Consider the following 20,246-nt stretch of genomic DNA (forward strand, 5'->3'; position numbering starts at 1 on the left):
GGCCGCTTCAAGATTCCACTACGCAATATCGCTGGCGCTGACTTCTGGAAACGAAAGGAAGCCGATTGCGGACCATGGTTCTGGGGCGGCGGTGCGTTTCAGAACGGTACGAACAGCCTCCAGCAAATGTGGAACGGTCTGGGTTTCAAACGCAACCTCATGGGCTTCGTCGATCTGGAGGCGATGAATTCGGAGCCAGAGCGGCAGTTGCAGGACGCACCGCCGCGCGACTATTACCCCCATGCCGCGCAGCGGCTGGCCAACCTGATCGACAAGATCCGTACAAAGCATCCGCACGACACGATTTCGGTGATGTCGCACAGTCAGGGCACGATGATTGCCCTGGCAGCCTCGGCGCTTTGCAAGACACGGGCACCTGACGCGCTGTTCCTGATGAACTCGCCCTACGCGCTCGACGACAAGCTCGCGGATGGCGCGACATGGAGCGATGCCCGCCCTTCCGAGGCAGCGCGCGTGCAGACGTTTCGTAATTTCGCCAATCGGATCAAGGCGGAGAGGCGCCTGCTGGACGACCGACTGCTGGTCCAGCAGCGGGTTGGCAGGGGCCGGAATGGCAAGCGTTGGCGCCCCTTCAGCGAGATCACGCCGACGGTGAGCGAGCGCGACAACCACGGGCGGGTCTATGTCTACTTCAGCCCGCACGACCGCGTCATGGGCCTGACGACGCTGGAAAGCATCGGATGGCAGGGGCTACCGGACGACCTGCTTGCCGAACTGGGCGATACGGTCAAGCAGCGCATGCTGGCTCGCCTGACGCCATGCGGCGACGCGCCCGGCATCAAGCGGTTCGGCACCCTGCCGGACATGAAATACGGCAGCCACTGGGACCCCAATAATACGAAGCCGTTCTGGGATGGGAATCGCGGCCCGCTCTTCAACGCCATGAAACTGTGGACGGTGCCCCATCCCGATCAAATGGTCACCGTCAATGCCGAGGCCGTGGCAAATCCGTTGACGCCTGAGGAGACCGCGAATTTCGATAAGGCCGTTACGGACGATGATGTGCGGGCCATGGGGGAAATCGATCCCGACACGGGCCGGTATTTCAAGCCCGAGTTTCCGTATTTCGAGTCGATTTATGAGCCGAGTTACCAAAATCGCGGCCAGGACATTTACAGCGGCGACCGGCCGATTCGAACGCTGGAATCGGCTGAAGAGGCGCGGGATCGGTTCCGCCGGCACAAGCCCGAACCACCCGACCACAGCACGCTGCCCGAACACACGGAGCTCATGCGGCGGATCGTGGCTTACGACCTGCCCATTGGATTTTGCGAGGCCTTCGAAGACCGCGAGTTTTGGATCGGGCTGATGCATGACGCCGACTGGACGCACTTCACTGACAACTATTTTGATTCGGGCGTGTTGCTGAGACCGGAAATGCCAGCGGCCATCGACAGGGATACGGTCAAGGACGCCACGGCGCGTGCTGCAGCCGAAAATCAGACCAGAAAGCCGCGTTGGGATTTGGGAAACTGAAATCAGGAATCGCGATGAAACACGAAAAACGAAAATCAATGTATTTGTGCATCGGTGTGGCAACAGCCGTATTGCTGACCGGCTGCGCCCAGAAGAACTGGCGCCTGGCGACGCCTCCCCCCGACTACGACGTCCCCCCACAAGCCATCTACTGGTTCGACGACCACCGCTATATCTCGCTGGAAAACTACAAGGACTGCCACCACGGCACGACGTATTACAACGACCCACGGCAGGGCATTCGCACACGGCTTGGGCGCTACGGCATTGAAAACTACCAAGGGCGCCTGATCAACGCGGACCCTACGGGACAGATTGTCGTGATTCCTTCGTCGTACACCCCGAAGGGTATGTGCGAGAAAGGATGCAATATCTCGTTCATCTATTCGTCGGACGGTGGGCGTACATTTCGCGGCGCGATATACATGACAACTACCAGACCTTATGAGGCGTCAAGGAGGTATATTTTCACGGCCACGTCAGATCGCATCTACATTTCAAAAGAATGGTATTCGGACTATTCCGTTATCCAATATCCGATTCTTCCGGGTCATGACATCGTAGAAGAATCTGCTCCGGGCGTTCGATATGAACGGTTCAGGGCGTCATCGCGCCCCGACTACCTGAAAGGCGTCCGCACACCTTCAGGCCAGGAATACATCGCCTGCGACGATTCGATCCGCCCCACCAACCTGCCGGCAACGTCGAAATAACCCGCCCGCCAGACACCAAACAAAACGGCCCGCATCGCTCCGGGCCGGCAAGTCTGGCTAAAACGCTATAACGCTATACAGCTTTCTCGCGTTTCTCTTTGGACTTCCTCCTTCCTACAACGCTCCCGCCAACCGGAACTGTCCTACGGCGCGGTGCAGGGCATCGGCCTGGTCTTCCAGCGATGCGGCGGCCGCTGTGGCTTCTTCCACCAGTGCGGCGTTCTGCTGTGCCATCTGGTCCATCTGGGATACGGCCTGGTTGACCTGCTCGATGCCGCCGGTCTGTTCCTCGGTGGCCGCGCGCATTTCGCCCATCAGGTCGGTCACGCGCTTCACGGCGCTGACGATTTCCTCCATGGCCTTGCCGGCGCCTTCCACCAGCGTGGCGCCGTCTTCCACGCGCTGCGCGGAATTGTCGATCAGGCCCTTGATCTCCTTGGCAGCCGTGGCGGAGCGTTGCGCCAGGCTGCGCACTTCGCCGGCCACCACCGCAAAGCCGCGCCCCTGCTCGCCGGCGCGGGCGGCTTCCACGGCCGCGTTCAGTGCCAGGATGTTGGTCTGGAAGGCGATGCCCTCGATCACGGCGATGATGTCCACCACCTTGCCCGACGCTGCCTTGATCTCGCCCATCGTTTCCACCACCTTGTGCACGATTTCGCCGCCCCGCACGGCGATGTCCGACGCGCCTTCGGCCAGGTGCGCGGCCTGGCGCGCGTTATCGGCGCTCTGGCGCACGGTGCTGGTCAGTTCTTCCATGCTCGCGGCGGTCTGTTCCAGCGAGGCGGCCTGTTCCTCGCTGCGGCGCGACAGGTCGACGTTGCCCGCCGCAATCTGGCGCGCGGCGCCGGCGATGGAATCGGCCGACCCACGGATCTGGCCGATGGCGCCGGTCAGGCGCGCCTGCATCTGCTGCATGTTGTACAGCACGCTGTCGCGGTCGTGCGGGGCGGTTTCCACGTGGGTGCCCAGGTCGCCGTCGGCGATGCGCGCGGCTATCCGCGAGGTCAAAGCGGGCTCCCCGCCCAGTTGCCGCTGCAGGCTGATCGAGATGCGCACCATCACCACGCTCATCAACGCGCCCACGGCAATCAGCCAGCCCAGCGCCTTCCAGAGCGCGGTACGGAATTCGGCCTGGATGTCGTCCAGGTACAGGCCGGCAATGAAGTTCCAGTCCCACGGCCTGAAGTTCAGCGTGTAGCTGAGCTTGGGCTGCGGGGCGTCGGCGCCGGGCTTGGGCCACAGGTATTCGATGAATCCCTTGCCGGTGGTCTTGCCGATCTGCGCGATGTCGCGGAACAGGTAGACGCCGTTGGCGTCCTTCGTGTCGGCCATGTTCTTGCCGTTGAGTTCGGCCTTGATGGCATGCATCAGCACCACGGTGTCGGAGCGCATGATGGTGAAGTAGCCGTCGGCGCCAAAGCGCATGGCACGCACGCGGTCGATGGCCTGCTTCTGGGCGTCCTCGGCGCTGAGCTTGCCGGCGCGGGCCATGGCCTCGTATTCGGCAACCACTGAATTGGCGGTGTCGGTCACCTGTTCCAGCGCGACCTTGCGATCCTCCAGCCGCTGCTCGCGCATCTGCCAGACGTTCCACAACGTGATGGCCAGCAGGCAGACCCAGCTCAGCACCAGCGGCAGCATGAGCTTCTTTCTCAGACTCAGTTCTTGCAACATCCCATCTCCTCCATTTCGCTTCGTTGATCGTCGGGGCGCTTTTCGAGACGTCCTCTCTATGAGCGGCGCTAACGGCCACCCAAAGCCGAAACTTGACTGAGGATTGATACCAATATGGGAATAGTGGAGAGGGCGCCGCTTTCTGATGCCTGCGCGGCCGATGGCTACCCGGGCGGTGTCTGGCTATGGCAGTATCTCCATATTCGTCGAATCTGACGCAGGTACTGCGGATCGGCACAACGCAGTGAAAGCAAGCGGCGGGCACAGAGAGCGGCATGGAGCGATTGACCGAAGACGCTATCCTCGCCCTGGCGGATCACGCGCAGGACACCGTGTTCCTGGTGGACCGGGGCGGTATCGTCCGCTACGTCAATGCCCGGTGCGCGGACACGCTGGGCTTCGCCCGGTCCGATGTCATCGGACAACCCATCATCGAACTGGTGCTGCCTGGCGACCGGGACCGTACGCTGAAGGAAGCGGCGCAGGTGCTGGCAGGGCGGGATCGGGTAGGCTTCGAAAACCGCTATCAGCATCGCGACGGCCGGGCGATCTATCTGGCCTGGCAGGCCCCCTGGCTCGACGCGCACCAGCTGCGCATGGGCTTCGCGCGCGATGTCACGGCGTTGCGGCAACCGGCCTGCGAACACATGCTGGCGCGCGATCTGCTCCGCGTGCTGGAGCCCGTCGAGCGCGACGTGCTGGTGCTGCTGCTGACCGCCGCTTCCGAACGCCAGATCGCCAACCGCATGGGCCTTGGCGCGGCCAGAACCCAGGCGCTGGTACTCAGCGTGTTTCGCAAGCTGGGCGTGCCGGGCCGGCTGGGCTTGATGAGCCTGTGCCTGCGCGGGCTGGACGCACCCTTCGAATAACAACGGAACCTTGATGACGACTGGACACGTTTTCATTGCCACCAGCCTCGATGGCTATATCGCACGGCCCGACGGCGACATCGGCTGGCTGCTGGAGCGGGACGATCCCGCCGAAGACCATGGCTACACCGACTTCATCGCCGACAAGGACATGATCGTGATGGGGCGGGGCTGCTACGAGAAGGTGCTGACGATGGGCGACTGGTTTTACGACCGGCCCGTGCTCGTCCTGTCCCGGCAACTGGCGGGCCAGCCGGTCCCTGCACATCTGCAGGGCAAGTTCCGGTTTTCGGATGCCACGCCTACCCAGGCGTTTGCCGAACTGGCGGCGCAGGGCGTGCACCGCGTCTATGTCGATGGCGGCCAGCTGATTCAGTCGTGCCTGCGCGACGGACTGATCGCCGACATGGTGGTCACCACGGTGCCGGTGCTGATCGGGGCGGGCCGCCCGCTGTTCGGCGCCCTGCCGCGCGACATTGGGCTCGCGCTCGCATCGAGCCGGCACTTCCCGTCGGGGCTGGTGCAATCCACCTGGCGCGTGCTGCGCTAAGGCCGGCGGGCGCCGGGCGTCAGGCAAATTTATCGATCAGCTGCCCCAGGCGATCGCAGGCATTGGGCACCTGATGCTCGATCGCGGTCGCCACGCCGAGCAGCAGCCCGGCGCGCTGTGTGTCCGGCGAGCAATAGAACCCCGACAGCGGTGCCGGGGCCATGCCGTAGGCATAGGCCTCGCGGGCGATGCGACGGTCGTCGGCGCCATCGGGCAACTGCACGACCACCGCCAGGCCGGCCGGATAGGCACGAAATTGCCGCGCCGCCAGCGCGTCGAGCAGGGTCTGGCTCCGTGCCGCATAAATGCGCTTCATGCGCCGCAGGTGCCGCAGGTAGTGCCCGTCGCGCATGAAGGCGGCGGTGGCCATCTGTACGGCGGGGCCCGGCGCGGACCCCAGACAGGCCACGGCTTCCTCGAACTGCCCGACCAGACCGGGCGGCACCACGGCAAAGCCAAGCCGCAGGGTCGGGCTGATGGTCTTGCTGAATGAGCCGATATGGATGACGCGGCCCGCCCGATCGAGCGATGCCAGGGCCGGCGCGGCGCGGCGCCTGAGCTGGAGTTCGCCCAGATAGTCGTCCTCGATGATCCAGGCATTGGCGCGGCTGGCCCAGTCGAGCAGTTGCATCCGGCGCGCCAGTGACAGGGTGGGGCCCAGCGGCGCCTGCTGGCCCGGCGTGACCATCGCCAGCGCGGCCTCGGGCGCGTGGCGTTCGCCATGGCCGACGTCCATGCCGTCCGCGTCCACGGGCACCGGCACCGGCGTGAACTGGGCGATCGCCAGCGCGTTGCGGCTGAGCATGAACCCGGGGTTTTCCACCCACGCCTGACGCCCCGGCGCCTGGATCACGCGCAAGGCCACGCCAAGCGCGCCGGTGAAGCCGGCCCCGATAAAGATCTGTGACGGCTGGCAGGCGATGCCGCGCGCCAGCGCCAGATGCGCGGCAATCTCGCGTCGCAGCGCCTGTTCGCCGCGCGGATCGGGATAGGACGCCGGCGCCTCGATCTCGTCACGCGCCGCACGGGCCCGCAAGCGCGCAAACAGCGTGGCCGGAAAGCAGTCCGATGCCGGCACGCCCATCTGGAATACCGCCGGGCCCGGCAGGAAATGCTGGTACAGCGCCGCTTGCAGATCGGTCTGGACGGGCCGTCCGGGGTCGGCCACGTGGCGCGTTTTCGGCGCGAGGTCGGCGACGCGCGTGCCCCCGGCGCGCGACGACACCAGCCACTGCGCATCCACCAGGCGTTCATAGGCGGCCTTCACCGTGCCGCGCGCGACACCTAGCTGTGCCGCAAGATCCACCCAGGACGGCAGCCGGGCGCCCGGCACCAGCACCTGGCCTTCGATGGCGCTGACGATGCCGAGCCGGATCTGCTCGGCCAGTGACGTCGGCGACTGGCGGTCGAGCTTCAGGTCAAGCTGCAGGGGGAGCGGGGGCGTCATCGGGTCTGGTACAGCGAAATTTGCTGTTTTTGGTTCTTTCGATTGCACTACCGGGCGTCCATGATTCTATCCATCAACCAGGAGAGAAACATGCAACCCGGCAAGCTATTTGTATCGATCCTTGCTGCGGCGGGGCTGGCGTTCACCGGCGCGGCCCTCGCACACGGCACGACAGACCACGGCGCGGCCGAAAGCGTCAAGCCGAACTTTTCGCACGCGATTCCCAACATCCCGGGCAAGTCCGTGGTGGCCGTGGAAGTCGACTATGCCCCGGGCGGGGCGTCGAAGCCGCACGTGCATGCCAGATCGGCATTCATCTACGCTTATGTGGTGTCCGGCAGCATCGCCAGCAAGGTGAACGACGGACCCGAGCGCGTCTACAAGGCCGGCGAATCGTTCTACGAGGCGCCCGGCGCGCGCCACCCGGTCAGCCGCAACGCGAGCCAGACCGAGCCGGCCAGGTTGCTGGCCGTGTTTGTCGTCGACACCGACGACAAGAACCTGACCACCTACGAACAGTGATCCCGCACCAACGGACAAGGAGCCTGAAATGAGACTGGACTACACCAAGGCAGCGCCGAACGGCGTGAAGGCCTTCGGGGGCGTGTATGGCTACATCATGCAGTCGGGGCTGGAAGACGTGCTCGTCGACCTGGTCTACCTGCGCGTCAGCCAGATCAACAACTGCGCCTACTGCCTGGACATGCACACGCGCGACCTGATCAAGAAGGGCGTGTCGCCGCAGAAGCTGGCGCTGGTGCCGGCCTGGTACGAAGCGGGCGCGCTGTTCAGCGACCGCGAGAAGGCGGCCCTGCGCTGGGCCGAATCGGTGACGCGCGTGGCGGATACCCATGTGCCCGATGCCGATTTCGATGTGGCCGCAGCGGCCTTCAGCGAAAAGGAACTGGCCGACCTGACCATGGCCATCGGCCTGATGAACGCGTTCAACCGCCTGGCCATCAGCTTCCGGCGCGGGCCGGAGCCCGCACCGGCGGCAGGGGCCTGAGCGCTGAAGCCTTGCTGCCCTGAAGCAGGCTGCCCCGGGGCGCTTGGCACGGCGCGCCCCGGGGCGTTCGTCAGGCAGTCGGCAGGGCCTACCGCATCGGCAGGTTGCCGATGGCATTGCCGCCGCCCTGGCCGGTGCCGATGCGCGGATCGCGGCGTGCCGGCATGATGCCGTCGTCGGCCATCCGCTGCTGCAGGTCCTGGTCAGGAAGCTGGCAATAGTCCTTGCCCAGTTCCCGCGTCACGGCATCGCTTACCGACTGCGGCAAGGCCTTGCGCAGCAGCCCCAGAAAGCGGGGCGGCGCGATCACCACCAGTTCGTCGAATCGCTGCTTGCTGCGGGCGTCTTCCAGCATCTTCGCCACCCGGCGCGCAAACAACTGCGCTTCCTGGTGAATCTCGTCCTCGCCCGCCGATGACACCACCGTGGCCATGCGGCCTGCGTGTGCGCCGGGGTGGCCGGCATCGCCCTGAACGGACGCCTGCGCCCGCCGGCCGTAGGCGTCGCGCCTCAGATCGGCATTGTCCGCGTGGGCGCCGGCATCGGTGATCTTCTCGACCTCTTCCAGCCGCGCATTGTCGCCGCGCGCGGCGACTATCCTCGCGACACCCTCGTCCGCAACAAGGATCCAGACTGTTTTCATGAGATGTCTCCGATTGCGGCCTGGGAATCAGGCCCGTGGAGGGAAGGCCTGCAAACGCCACGCCACCCGGCTGGCCCGCCGGCACCGCGCGTGCGCGCCCGCTATGTGGGCAAGCGCGCCAGGGTTTGCAGGTTCGACCGGCAGCGACGCAAGATTTGCCGACAGCTTGGCTAGCGCCAGACGGATTCGTCAGCGGCGCCAGCGTAATCAACCGTAACCAAAACACCCCACCGCGCAGCCGGCCATGGTTGCCGCGTGAAATGAGAACAATTATCATCCTTCCGACCCGCGGCGACATTGTGATGTCATCGCCAGTTTTCCGCAGCGGATGGCGCGCCGTCCGGCGCACCCCGCGCATCGTCTCCAGCATCCGAATGACCGACACCGCGCCAGTTTCCGGCCAGCAGCGCCGCGCGTTCTGGCTCAAGCATCTTCACCAGTGGCACTGGATCAGTTCCGCGATCTGCCTGATCGGGATGCTGATGTTCGCCATGACCGGATTCACGCTCAACCACGCGGGCCAGATCGAGGCCAGGCCCCAGGTTGTCACGCGTACCGAGACGGCGCCGCGCGATGTGGTCAGTGCGCTGCGCAGCGCCATGCCGGCCGGCGCCGACAGAAAGAACCAGAAGGGGCCCGTGCCGCCAGCGCTGGCCGACTGGCTGGCCCGCACGCTCGATGTCGATGCGGCCGGGCGCGACGCCGAATGGTCGGCCGATGAAATCTATGTGGGCCTGCCGCGTCCCGGCGGCGATGCCTGGGTCAGCGTGGCGCTCGATTCCGGCGAGGTGCAGTTCGAATCCACCTCGCGCGGTGCCGTCTCGTACCTGAACGACCTGCACAAGGGCCGCAACACGGGCCGGGCGTGGAGTCTGTTCATCGACGTCTTTGCCGTCGCCTGCGTGGTGTTCAGCGTGACTGGCCTGTTCCTGCTGAAGCTGCACGCGTCGGGCCGCGTGGCCACGTGGCCGCTGGTGGGCGCTGGGCTGGTGATTCCGCTGCTGCTGGCCATCCTGTACATCCACTGATCCGCTTCACTTCCCATTCCATCGAGAAAGGTAGTTTTGACAATGCGCCGACTCCTGACCGTCACCATGACCGGCCTTGCCGCCGCGCCGCTGGCGCCCGCCATGGCCGCCGACCTGAACGTCAAGGTGGAGATTCCCCGCCTGAACGTGGCCGAATACCACCGTCCGTACGTGGCGATGTGGATCGAGCGCGCCGACCAGAGCCCCGTGCAGACGCTGGCGGTCTGGTACGACGCCAAGAACAAGGAAGGCGAGGGCACGAAGTGGCTCAAGGACATGCGCCAGTGGTGGCGCAAGGCCGGCCGCGACATGCAGATGCCCGCCGATGGCGTGTCCGGCGCCACGCGCGCGCCGGGCGAGCATGCGCTGACCTTCAAGGACGGCAAGGCGCCGCTGGGCAAGCTGCCGGCCGGCGATTACCAATTGGTGGTCGAAGCCGCGCGCGAAGTGGGCGGCCGCGAACTGGTGCGCGTGCCGTTCTCGTGGCCGGCCAAGGCCGCCCAGACCGCCAGCGCCAAAGGCGAACACGAACTCGGCGGCGTGACCGTCGAAGTCAAACCTTGATGCGAACCGAACGGAGTCCGACCATGACCAAGCCTGCCCGCATTGCCGCCAGCCTTCCTGCCCGCACTTCTGCCGGCTTTTCCAGCCGTCTTTCCACCCGCCTCGCCGTCCTGGCGCTGGCCGCGCTGGCCCCGTTGGCCGCTCACGCGCACCGCCAGTGGCTGCTGCCGTCGGCCACCGTGCTGTCGGAGAAGGACGCCTGGGTGACCGTGGACGCCGCGGTGTCCAACGACCTGTTCTACTTCGAACACGTGCCGATGCGGCTGGACAACCTGGCCGTGACCGCGCCCGATGGCAAGACCGCCGTATCGGCGGAAAACGCATCGACCGGCAAGTACCGCAGCACGTTCGACCTGCACCTGACCCAGCCTGGCACCTATCGCGTGGCCGTGGTCAACCAGGGGGTGTTCGCGAGCTGGAAGGAAAACGGCCAGACCAAGCGCTGGCGCGGTGCCGCCGATACGTTCGCGAAGAACGTGCCGGCCGGCGCGCAGGACCTACAGGTCAACGAAATCGCCGGCCGCATCGAGACCTATGTCACGAATGGCCGTCCGACCCGGCAGGTGCTGAACACCACGGGCAAGGGCCTGGAACTGGCGCCGATCACCCATCCGAACGACCTGATCGCCGGTGAAACGGCCAGCTTCCGCCTGCTGCTCGACGGCAAGCCGGCTGCCAGCCAGAAGGTGTCGGTGGTGCCGGGCGGCATCCGCTACCGCGACCGCCTGAACGAGATCGAGGCCACGACCGACGCGGACGGCAAGTTCAGCGTCAAGTATCCGGCGCCGGGCATGTACTGGATGGAAGCCGAGACCCGCGACGACAAGACGTCGATCAAGGAAGCCAAGGCACGCCGTGCCACGTACGCCGTGACCGTGGAAGTGCTGCCGCAATAAGAACGACCCCGGACTGACCATGCACCGCGTGCTGATCCCCGTCGCGCTGGCCGCGCCCCCGCCGTCGCCCGTTCCGGCGGGGCAGGTGCGGCAATGGGCGGGCGACACCATGGGCACCACGTGGTCGGTCAGTGCCGTGCTGGCGCCGGCGCAGGCCGGCGACCGGGGCGAGGCGATCGAAGCCGGCATCCGCGCCGTGCTCGATGGCGTCATCGCGCAGATGAGCAACTGGTCGGATGCGTCGGACCTGTCGCGCTTCAACCATGCCGCCGCCGATTGCTGGGTCACGCTGCCCGACGATTGCTTCGGCGTGCTGCAGGCCGCGTTGCAGACGGCGCGCGACAGCGGCGGCGCCTATGACCCCACCGCTGGCCCGCTGGTGGACCTGTGGGGCTTCGGTCCGGCAGGGCGGCGTGCCGCCACGCCGTCGGTGGACGACGTGCTGCACGTGCGGGAGCGTTGTGGCTGGCAGCGGCTGGACGTCGATGCCGGTCGGCGCCGGGTGCGCCAGCCCGGCGGGGTGTCGCTGGACTTCTGCGCCATCGCCAAGGGGTTTGCCGTCGATGCCGTGTCGCGCCATCTCGACGCGCAAGGGTTGGCGCACCATCTGGTGGAAATTGGCGGCGAGCTGCGCGGCCAGGGGCTCAAGCCCGATGGCATGCCGTGGTGGGTCGAACTGGAATCGCCCACGGCGGACGGCACCGCGCCCGCGCGTACGCTGGTTGCGCTGCTGGGTTTGTCGGTGGCCACGTCCGGTGACTATCGCCGCTACTTCGAGCAGGACGGGCAACGCATTGCTCATACGATCGATCCGCGCACCGGCTATCCGGCCGCCCACGCGCTGGCATCGGTCACCGTGATCCATCGCGATTGCATGCTGGCCGATGCGCTGTCCACCGCGCTGACCGTGCTCGGACCCCAGGCCGGCATGGCTTTCGCGCAGCGCCACGCGCTGGCGGCGCGGTTCCTGGTGCGCACGCCGGACGGCTTCGACGAACACACCACGCCGGCCTTCGCGGCGATGCTGTCATGACGCGCTGGCTGTGGGGCATCGTCTTCGCGGCCGGCGTGGCGCTGGCCATGCTGGCGCACGGCCGCACCTTGGTGGCGGCGGGCGTGGTGGTGGCTTACATCGCATTTTGCGCCGATGTGATGGGCGCACACCGGCGGCGCCGCGCGGCACGCGCGATGCTGTCGGCACCCGACGATGGCCGGGGCAAGCCGACATTGGTGGCATACGCCAGCCAGACCGGCTTTGCCGAGCAACTGGCGACGCAAACCGCGCGGGCGCTGCAGGGCGCGGGCATGCCGGTGCAACTGCTGTCGTTTGCCGATCTCGATGGCAGGCATCTGGCCGCGTGCGGGCAGGCCCTGTTCCTGGTCAGCACCACGGGCGAGGGCGATGCGCCGGACATGGCTTCGGGCTTTGCGCGCAAGCTGCTGTCTGGCACCACGCCCGACGCGCTACGGCCACTGCGCTACGGCATTCTGGCGCTGGGCGACAGCAGCTATGCGCGCTTCTGCGCCTTCGGCCATACGCTGTCCAGCTGGCTGCAACGCCATCAGGCCAAGCCGCTGTTCGATATGGTCGAAGTCGACAACGGCGACCCCGGCGCGCTGCGGCACTGGCAGAACCATCTGTCGGCGCTGTGCGGAGGCGCCGAGATCGAAGATTGGGAGCGGCCGCGCTACGGGCGGTGGCAGCTTGTGGAGCGCCGGCTGCTGAACCCGGGCAGTCTCGGGCAGCCGGCCTGGCATCTGGCGCTGGTGCCGGAAGCCGCCGGCGATCTGGCGTGGCAGGCCGGCGATATCGCCGAAGTCGGCCCCTGCCAGCCGCCTGAGGCGGTGGCGCGGCTGCTGGACAAGCTGTCGCTCGATGGTGCGATCCAGGTCCGCTGCGACAGCCGTCCGATGACACTGGCCGACGCACTGGCCACGCGCTTGCCACTGCCCGATGCGCATCTGGCGACGATGGCGGGCCTGGCGGCGCAGGCGCTGGTCGATGCGCTGCCGGCGTTGCCGCATCGCGAGTATTCGATTGCGTCGCTGCCGGCCGATGGGCGGCTTGAACTGCTGGTGCGGCAGACCGTGCGTGCGGATGGCGCGCTCGGACTGGCTTCGGGCTGGCTGACCCGGTATGCCGCCGAGGGTGCCCATATCGCGCTGCGCGTGCGCAGCAATCGCGGCTTCCACGCGCCCGACGACGACCGGCCGCTGATCCTGATCGGCAACGGTACCGGGCTGGCCGGCCTGCGGGCGCTGATCAAGACCCGCGCCGCCCAGGGCTGGCATCGCAACTGGCTGCTGTTTGGCGAGCGCGCCGCCGCGCACGACGACTTCCACGGGGCAGAACTTGCGGCGTGGCGCGAACAGGGCGTGCTGCAGCGTATCGACCGCGCGTGGTCGCGCGACGCCGGCGTGCCGCACTACGTGCAGGACGCCGTGCGGGCGGCCGCGGCCGATATCGCGGCGTGGGTGGCGCAAGGCGCGTCCATCTACGTCTGCGGCAGCCTGCAGGGCATGGCCAGCGGCGTGCACGCGGTGCTGGCCGATATCCTGGGCGATGCGCGCCTGCAGCAGATGATCGACACCGGCCACTACCGGCGCGACGTCTACTAGCCGCGTCCGGCGCCAACAGGCGTTTTTTGCGGCGGCGCAGGATCGCCGCCGCGATCACATTCCGCTATCCTCGCTGTCAGTTTCCGTCGAGGAGTCCCGATGTCCCGTTCCATCCGTCCATGGCGCCGCGCTGCGGTTGCCGCCCTCTGGCTGGCCGCCGCCAGCTTGCCCGTCCAGGCTGCCGGCCCGGACAAGTTCGCGGTGCCCGGCCTGGAAAAGCCGGCCACGGTGCTGGTGGATCGCTGGGGCGTGCCCCATATCTACGCCAACACGCTCTATGACGCGTTCTACGTGCAGGGCTTCATGGCCGCGCGCGACCGGCTCTGGCAGATCGACCTGTGGCGCAAGCGCGGGCTGGGCGAAATGGCCCGGGACTTCGGCCCGGCCTATGTGGAAGGCGACCGCATGGCGCGCGCGGTGCTGTTCCGGGGCGACATGTATCGCGAATGGCTGGCCTACGGGTCCGATGCCAAGCGCGTGGCAGAGGCCTTCGTGGCCGGCGTGAACGCCTATGTGGCGCAGGTGGAGGCGCATCCGGAACTGCTGCCGCCCGAGTTCAAGATCCTCAACTACAAGCCTGCGCGCTGGCACGCCGAAGACATCGTGCGCATCCGCCACCATGGGCTGACGCTGAACTTCACGGGCGAGATCGACCGCGCGCAGATCTTCTGCTACGTGAAGCCCAACGCCGTGCGCGCCGACTGGGTGCGCCGCGAACTGGATCCAGCGGTCGAACCCAAGGTGCCCGAAGGGCTCGACACCTGCGCCGTGCCGGCCGCCGAGCTGCGGCGTGCCTACGACCTGGCAACCGCCACGCCGCGCTTTCCGAAGGATTGGTGGTCGCAGGGCGCCAGCAAGGCCGAGAACATCCCGGTGGACCAGCTTTACGCCACCGTCGACGCCAACAGCGACACGGGCCGCAGCCTGGGCTCGAACAACTGGGTGATCGCCGGCAGCCGTACCGCCACGGGCCGGCCGATCCTGGCCAACGACCCGCATCGGGCGCATGGCGCGCCGAGCCTGCGCTATATCAGCCATCTCAATGCGCCGGGATTGTCGGTCATCGGCGCGGGCGAGCCGTTCCTGCCCGGCATCTCGATTGGCCACAACGGGACCATTGCCTTCGGCCTGACCCGGTTCTACATGGACCAGGAAGACCTCTACGTCTACGAGACCAATCCGGCCCAGGCGCACGAATACCGCTACAAGGGCCGGTGGGAGCCGATGGAGACCGTCACCGAGCAGATCGCCGTGCGGGGCGAAGCCACGCCCCGCAAGGTGACGATCGACTACACCCGGCATGGTCCCGTGCTGTACGCCGATGCCAAGACCGGCCGCGCCTACGCGCTGCGGGCGGCGTGGCTGGACTACGGCATGGCGCCGTACTTCGGCTCGATGGACTATATGCGCGCCCAGAACTGGGACCAGTTCCGCGCGGCCATGAACCGCTGGGGCGCGCCGGGCGAGAACCAGGTCTATGCCGACCGCTCCGGCAATATCGGCTGGATTCCGGGCGGGCTGACCGTCAATCGTCCCAACTGGGATGGCCTGATGCCGGTGCCCGGCGATGGCCGCTACGAGTGGGCCGGCTATCGCAACATGGACGAGCTGCCGTGGGCGTTCAACCCGGCGCCCGGCTACGTGGTGACGGCCAACGAGAACAACATCCCGGCCAATCACCCGGCCGCGAAGATCGGCGTGGGCTACGAATGGAGCGACAGCGCGCGGGCCCGCCGGCTGAAGGCGCTGGTGGCGGCGAATCCGCGCAGCTCGTTGGAAGATTCGATGGCGTGGCAGAACGACACGGTATCGCTGCCGGCGCAGCGCGTGGTGGCGCTGGTCAAGCCGCTGAACAGCAGCGACGCCCAGGTGCAGCGCGGTCTGGACCTGCTGCGCGGCTGGGACGGCAACGAGCGGGCCGACAGCGCCGCCGCTGCGCTGTTCGAGGTCTGGTTCAGCAAGCACCTGCGCACGGCCGTGGTGCGGGCCGCGCTGTCGCCGGAAGGCGCGCGCCTGGTCGGCGCCGGCGATGCCAGCCGCGTGATCGCGGTGCTGGAGCGGCCCGACACCTGGATGACGGTGGACAAGCGCAACGAGATCATGACCAGCACGCTGAAGCTGGCGATGGCCGAGATCGAGAAGAAGCTCGGCACCGACCCCAGGACCTGGCAATGGGGCAAGCTGCACACGGCCGTGTTCAGCCACCCGCTCGATCCGATCCTGGATGCGGCGCAGCGCCAGCAGTTCGACGTCAACGCCGGACCGATCGGCGGGTCGTCATTCACGCCGATGAATACGAGCTACCGCAACAGCGACTTCCAGCTGACGGCCGGTGCTTCGTTCCGCATGGTGCTGGATGTGGGCAACTGGGACGCTTCGCGCGTGGTCAACACGCCCGGACAGTCGGGCAATCCGGCCAACCCGCACTATCGCGACCTGGCGCCGCTGTGGGCCAAGGGTGAATACTTCCCGCTCGTGTATTCGCGCAAGGCGGTGGAAAAGGAAAGCAAGGAGCGGGTGGAACTGGTGCCGCAGTGAGGGGTTGTTGTCTTGCCTTTGGGGATGGGGGCGCCCGCCCTCTCCCCCGGCCCCTCTCCCGCATGGCGGGAGAGGGGAGCAAACCGGCGGTGCTCGTCATGCCGGGGGAGCGAACAGACGGTGCTTGAAATGCCGTGAGAGCAAACAGACGGTGCTTGAAATGCCGTGGGGTTTCTCCCCTCTCCCGCGCGCGGGAGAGGGGTTGGGGGAGAGGGCAGGCCTCACCAGGGCTACAGCGCCATCTCCAGCACCCGCGCCACGTGCAAGGCCTCGCGGCCGGCGCCGTCGTGTATCTGGTGGCGGCAGCTTGTGCCATCGGCCACGACCAGCGTATCGGCATCGGCCTTGCGCACCGCGGGCAGCAGCGACAGTTCTCCCATCCGCATCGACACGTCGTGGTGCTCGGCCTCGTAGCCGAAGCTGCCAGCCATGCCGCAGCATGACGATTCGATCAGCGCGGTCTTGAGTTCGGGAATCCAGCCGAGCACCTGCTCCACCGGCCGGACTGCGTCGAACGCCTTCTGGTGGCAATGGCCGTGCAGCAGCGCCTGCTGGTGGCCGATTGGCTTCAGGGTCGGCGCGAAGCGGCCGGCCGCGTGTTCGCGCACCAGGAATTCCTCGAACAGGAACGCGTTGTCCGCCAGCGCGCGGGCCGCGTCGCCGTAGCCGTACTGCAGGAATTCGTCGCGCATCGACAGCAGACACGACGGTTCGAGCCCCACCACCGCCACGCCGCGCGCGACAAACGGCAGCAGCACGTCCAGCGCGCGCTTCGCTTCGGCCTTGGCTTCCTCGACCAGACCCGCCGCCAGGAACGTGCGGCCGCAGCACAGCGGACGCTCGCCGGGCACGCCAGACAGGTGCACGGTGTAGCCGGCCGCTTCCAGCACCCGATGCGCCGCGCGTGCGTTGCCGGGTTCCATGTGATTGTTGAAGGTGTCGACGAACAGCACGACCTCCTTGCCGCCGGCGGGCCGTGCCCGGTAGTCGTCGCGCAGGAAGGCCGGCTGCCAGCGCGGCAGCGAGCGTCTGGCCGACAGCCCCAGCAGCCGCTCGCCCAGTTGGGGCAGCCCCGGCACGCGGTCGCGCAGGTTGAACAGCCAGGGCAGCTTGCTGGCAGTGCCTGCATAGCGCGGCAGGAAAGCCACGAGCTTGTCGCGCAGGCGCAGGCGGCCCGCGCGGGCGTTGGCGGCGCGCACCTCGATCTTCATCCTGGCCATGTCGATGCCGGTGGGGCAATCGCGCTTGCAGCCCTTGCAGGACACGCACAGGTCCATGGTGTCCTTGACGGCGGGATCGAGCAGCCCCTCGCTGCCAAGCTGGCCCGACAGCGCCAGCCGCAGCGTGTTGGCCCGCCCGCGCGTCAGGTGCTGCTCGTCGCGCGTGACGCGATAGCTGGGGCACATCGTGCCGGCGTCGAACTTGCGGCAGTGGCCGTTGTTGTTGCACATCTCCACGGCGGCCGCCAGGCCCTTGGCGGGGTCCAGCCCGGTGCCCGGTGGGCTTTCCACCTCGGTGACAGGATCGCGCGTGACGTTCCAGGCCGACCAGTCCAGCGCCGGCTGCAGCGGCTTGACGGTATAGCCCGGCGGGAAGCGGAACAGCGACGTGTCGTCCATCTTCGGCGTGCGCACGATCTTGCCGGGGTTGCAGCGGTTGTCGGGATCGAACAGCGCCTTGATCTCGGCAAATGCATTCGCCAGCGACGGCCCGAACTGCCAGGCCACCCATTCGCCGCGGCACAGGCCGTCGCCGTGCTCGCCCGAGTACGCGCCCTTGTACTCGCGCACCATGGCCGCCGCTTCTTCGGCGATGGCGCGCATCCTGGCCGCGCCGTCGCGGCGCATGTCGAGGATGGGCCGCACATGCAGCGTGCCCACGCTGGCGTGCGCATACCAGGTGCCGCGTGTGCCGTGCTTGTGGAAGACCTCGGTCAGGCGCGATGTGTATTCGGCCAGGTGTTCGAGCGGCACCGCGCAGTCCTCGATGAACGACACCGGCTTGCCGTCGCCCTTCATGCTCATCATGATGTTCAGGCCGGCCTTGCGCACTTCCCACAGCGCCTTCTGCGGGCCGGCGTCGGGCATTTCCACGACCGAGCCGGGCAGGCCCAGGTCGGCCATCAGTTCCACCAGCTGGCGCAGGCCGCGCAGCGTGGCGTCGCGGTCTTCGCCGGCAAACTCCACCAGCAGGATGGCCTCGGGCTCCCCGATCAGCGCCTTGTCGATGACGGGGCGGAAGGCGGGGTTGCTGCGCGCCAGGTCGATCATGGTGCGGTCGACCAGTTCCACGGCCGCCGGCTTGAGCGCGACGATATGGCGCGTCAGGTCCATCGACTGGTAGAACGTCGGGAAATTGACCACGCCCAGCGTTTTGTGCGTGGGCAGCGGCGCAAGCTGCAGCGTGATCTGGCGGAAGTAGGCCAGCGTGCCCTCCGAGCCCACCAGCAGGTGTGCCAGGTTGACGCTGCCGTCGGCGGTGTAGGGCCGCTCGTTCTGGGGCTGGAAGATATCGAGGTTGTAGCCGCCCACGCGTCGCAGCACCTTCGGGTACATCTGCGCGATGGCCTCGCGTTCGCGCTCGGCGATGCGCCGCACGCCGTCGGCAATGGCGCGGTGCGGCGCATCCCCGGCCGGCCAGCGGGCATCGAAGCGGACATCGTCGCCGTTGGCCAGGATGGCCTGGACGCCCAGCACGTTGTGGACCATGTTGCCGTACTGGATCGAGCGCGAGCCGCACGAGTTATTGCCAGTCATGCCGCCGATCGTGCATTGCGCGGCGGTGGAGACATCCACCGGGAACCACAGGCCATGGGGCTTGAGCCACGCGTTCAGGTGGTCGAGCACGATGCCGGGCTGCACGGTGACCGTGCGGGCCTGTGGGTCGAAGTCGATCACCTGGTTCAGGTACTTGCTGTTGTCGATGACCAGCGCCTCGCCCACGGTCTGGCCGCACTGGCTGGTGCCGCCGCCGCGCGGCAGCAGCGGCGCCTTCAGGTCGCGGGCGATGTCCAGCGCGAGCCGCGCGTCGGCTTCATCGCGCGGCACCACCACGCCGAGCGGCATGATCTGGTAGATCGACGCGTCGGTGGCGTAGCGGCCGCGGCTGGCGGTATCGAACAGCACGTCGCCGCGCAGTTCGGCGGCCAGGCGCCGGTACAGCGGCGATTGCAGGGCCGGCGCGGCGGCCGCGCCAGGCATGAAGCGCAGCGGTTGCACGCCGGGTGGCGTGGGGGTGACAGGCAAGGCCATGAGCGGGGATGTCTCCGGTTGCGGACACTCGAAGACGCCGCCGTGGCCAGGAGCGCCCGCTGCGGGCGCTTCGGTTCAGGCGGCGACGTTCTGTGCGCGTTCTAGTTCGGCGATCAGCGCGTTGTGCTTGTGTTCCAAGTGCGCGCGCAGGATGTCACGCAGGGCCGCACCGTCGCGCCTGGCCAGGGCATCGAGCATGTCGCCGTGCTCGCGCACGGCCATGTCCCATTTGTCCTGGTCGAAGTTCGAGCGGAAACGCAGCGCCTGGATACGCAGGTTGATGCGTCGATAGGTCTCCTCAAGAATCGGATTGCGCGCCGCCGCGTTGATGGCGTCGTGGATGCGCCGGTTCAGCGCGTAGTAATTGGGCAGGTCGCGCCGGGCGTGGCAGGCCAGCATCTCGAAGTGCAACGCGCGGATCTCGTTGAGCTCGGCCTCGGTGATGCGCTGGCAGGCCAGTTCGCCGGACATGGCTTCGAGCGCGCCCATCATTTCAAAGAGGTGGTTGACGGTGTCGGTCGACAACACCACCACCTCGGCGCCCCGGTTTGGCAGCAGCGTCACCAGCCCGTCGGCGGCCAGCACCTTGAACGCTTCGCGCAACGGCGTGCGGGATACCTGCAGCAGGTCGCACAGCACGCGTTCATTGAGCCGCGTGCCTGGCGCGAGATCGCCCTCCATGATCATCGTGCGCAGGCGCTGGGCCACCGCCACATGCAGGATCTGGCGGTCGACGGCTTGCGGGGAAAGGGTTGGAGTCGTGCTCATCAGGGATCGTGTGGCTTGACAGTATTGTATTCAAAACCTACTCTGGGGCAAGCACGAATCACGTTCCGGTGCGATTTTCGGTGCCGGGAATCATGCAGCGACTGGCATAAAGGCCTTGTAGTCGTTGATTTACAAGGCTTCTAGGCGGAGCAGCAGGCGGATATGCCTGCCAACATTATCGCA

The 20,246-nt window shown here is 67.1% G+C and carries 17 protein-coding genes; 12 read left to right on the forward strand and 5 right to left on the reverse strand.

The annotated features are described in order from the left end of the window. Together AC3FJ6_RS22805 and AC3FJ6_RS22810 are read left to right on the forward strand one after the other, a co-directional pair. A partial coding sequence (locus tag AC3FJ6_RS22805) for a T6SS effector phospholipase Tle3 domain-containing protein (protein WP_488773872.1) occupies positions 1–1,497 on the forward strand: 1,497 nt, incomplete at its 5' end. A gap of 14 nt (positions 1,498–1,511) precedes the next feature. Continuing rightward, positions 1,512–2,210 (forward strand): T6SS immunity protein Tli3 family protein, encoded by a 699-nt coding sequence (locus AC3FJ6_RS22810; protein WP_488773873.1) that lies wholly within the window; start codon positions 1,512–1,514, stop codon positions 2,208–2,210. 114 nt (positions 2,211–2,324) lie between these two features. Here the strand turns inward: AC3FJ6_RS22810 and AC3FJ6_RS22815 are convergent, their stop codons facing one another. Further along, complete coding sequence (locus AC3FJ6_RS22815) at positions 2,325–3,884, reverse strand: methyl-accepting chemotaxis protein (protein ID WP_488773874.1); 1,560 nt, start codon at positions 3,882–3,884, stop codon at positions 2,325–2,327. Between the two features lie 275 nt (positions 3,885–4,159). Here AC3FJ6_RS22815 and AC3FJ6_RS22820 point away from each other — a divergent pair, with 275 nt between their 5' ends. Continuing rightward, positions 4,160–4,753, forward strand: a complete 594-nt coding sequence (locus AC3FJ6_RS22820; protein ID WP_488773876.1) for a PAS domain S-box protein — start codon at positions 4,160–4,162, stop codon at positions 4,751–4,753. Positions 4,754–4,766: 13 nt separating this feature from the next. Beyond that, entirely contained in the window at positions 4,767–5,303 is a 537-nt protein-coding gene (locus tag AC3FJ6_RS22825; RefSeq protein WP_488773877.1) for a dihydrofolate reductase family protein, read from the forward strand. 19 nt (positions 5,304–5,322) lie between these two features. Here the strand turns inward: AC3FJ6_RS22825 and pdxR are convergent, their stop codons facing one another. Then, a complete protein-coding gene (gene pdxR / locus AC3FJ6_RS22830; RefSeq protein WP_488773878.1) occupies positions 5,323–6,750 on the reverse strand; it encodes a MocR-like pyridoxine biosynthesis transcription factor PdxR in 1,428 nt (475 codons plus the stop codon). A gap of 90 nt (positions 6,751–6,840) precedes the next feature. Here pdxR and AC3FJ6_RS22835 point away from each other — a divergent pair, with 90 nt between their 5' ends. Then, positions 6,841–7,272 (forward strand): cupin domain-containing protein, encoded by a 432-nt coding sequence (locus tag AC3FJ6_RS22835; protein ID WP_488773879.1) that lies wholly within the window; start codon positions 6,841–6,843, stop codon positions 7,270–7,272. Positions 7,273–7,300: 28 nt separating this feature from the next. Continuing rightward, positions 7,301–7,756, forward strand: coding sequence for a carboxymuconolactone decarboxylase family protein (locus AC3FJ6_RS22840; protein ID WP_488773880.1), 456 nt, complete (start codon positions 7,301–7,303; stop codon positions 7,754–7,756). An 88-nt stretch (positions 7,757–7,844) separates the two neighbouring features. On the opposite strand, the gene AC3FJ6_RS22845 is transcribed toward AC3FJ6_RS22840, so the two are convergent. Beyond that, positions 7,845–8,399, reverse strand: a complete 555-nt coding sequence (locus tag AC3FJ6_RS22845) for a host attachment protein (RefSeq protein WP_488773881.1) — start codon at positions 8,397–8,399, stop codon at positions 7,845–7,847. Positions 8,400–8,773: 374 nt separating this feature from the next. Here AC3FJ6_RS22845 and AC3FJ6_RS22850 point away from each other — a divergent pair, with 374 nt between their 5' ends. From AC3FJ6_RS22850 to AC3FJ6_RS22875, 6 genes are all read left to right on the forward strand, one after another. Continuing rightward, on the forward strand, positions 8,774–9,427 hold the full coding sequence (locus AC3FJ6_RS22850) for a PepSY-associated TM helix domain-containing protein (RefSeq protein ID WP_488773882.1): 654 nt from the start codon (positions 8,774–8,776) through the stop codon (positions 9,425–9,427). 42 nt (positions 9,428–9,469) lie between these two features. After that, on the forward strand, positions 9,470–9,991 hold the full coding sequence (locus AC3FJ6_RS22855) for a DUF2271 domain-containing protein (protein ID WP_092597077.1): 522 nt from the start codon (positions 9,470–9,472) through the stop codon (positions 9,989–9,991). 23 nt (positions 9,992–10,014) lie between these two features. Then, positions 10,015–10,887: a DUF4198 domain-containing protein gene (locus AC3FJ6_RS22860; protein WP_488773883.1), complete on the forward strand. Its 873-nt coding sequence runs from the start codon at positions 10,015–10,017 to the stop codon at positions 10,885–10,887. A gap of 19 nt (positions 10,888–10,906) precedes the next feature. Next, the gene (locus AC3FJ6_RS22865) at positions 10,907–11,920 is read left to right on the forward strand and encodes an FAD:protein FMN transferase (RefSeq protein WP_488773884.1); all 1,014 of its coding nucleotides are present in this window, start codon (positions 10,907–10,909) and stop codon (positions 11,918–11,920) included. Next, complete coding sequence (locus AC3FJ6_RS22870; RefSeq protein WP_488773885.1) at positions 11,917–13,506, forward strand: sulfite reductase subunit alpha; 1,590 nt, start codon at positions 11,917–11,919, stop codon at positions 13,504–13,506. Before AC3FJ6_RS22865 ends, AC3FJ6_RS22870 begins: the two co-directional genes overlap by 4 nt. A gap of 99 nt (positions 13,507–13,605) precedes the next feature. Further along, positions 13,606–16,044 (forward strand): penicillin acylase family protein, encoded by a 2,439-nt coding sequence (locus AC3FJ6_RS22875; protein ID WP_488773886.1) that lies wholly within the window; start codon positions 13,606–13,608, stop codon positions 16,042–16,044. 230 nt (positions 16,045–16,274) lie between these two features. Here AC3FJ6_RS22875 and AC3FJ6_RS22880 read toward each other — a convergent pair whose 3' ends face one another. Both AC3FJ6_RS22880 and AC3FJ6_RS22885 read right to left on the reverse strand, forming a co-directional pair. Further along, positions 16,275–19,295 (reverse strand): FAD-binding and (Fe-S)-binding domain-containing protein, encoded by a 3,021-nt coding sequence (locus AC3FJ6_RS22880; protein ID WP_488773887.1) that lies wholly within the window; start codon positions 19,293–19,295, stop codon positions 16,275–16,277. Positions 19,296–19,370: 75 nt separating this feature from the next. Next, positions 19,371–20,063 carry a GntR family transcriptional regulator gene (locus tag AC3FJ6_RS22885; RefSeq protein ID WP_400392343.1) on the reverse strand — a complete coding sequence of 231 codons (693 nt, stop codon included), beginning with the start codon at positions 20,061–20,063 and terminating at the stop codon, positions 19,371–19,373. Positions 20,064–20,246: the final 183 nt, after the last annotated feature.

Source organism: Cupriavidus sp. 94F1 (genome assembly GCF_057798875.1).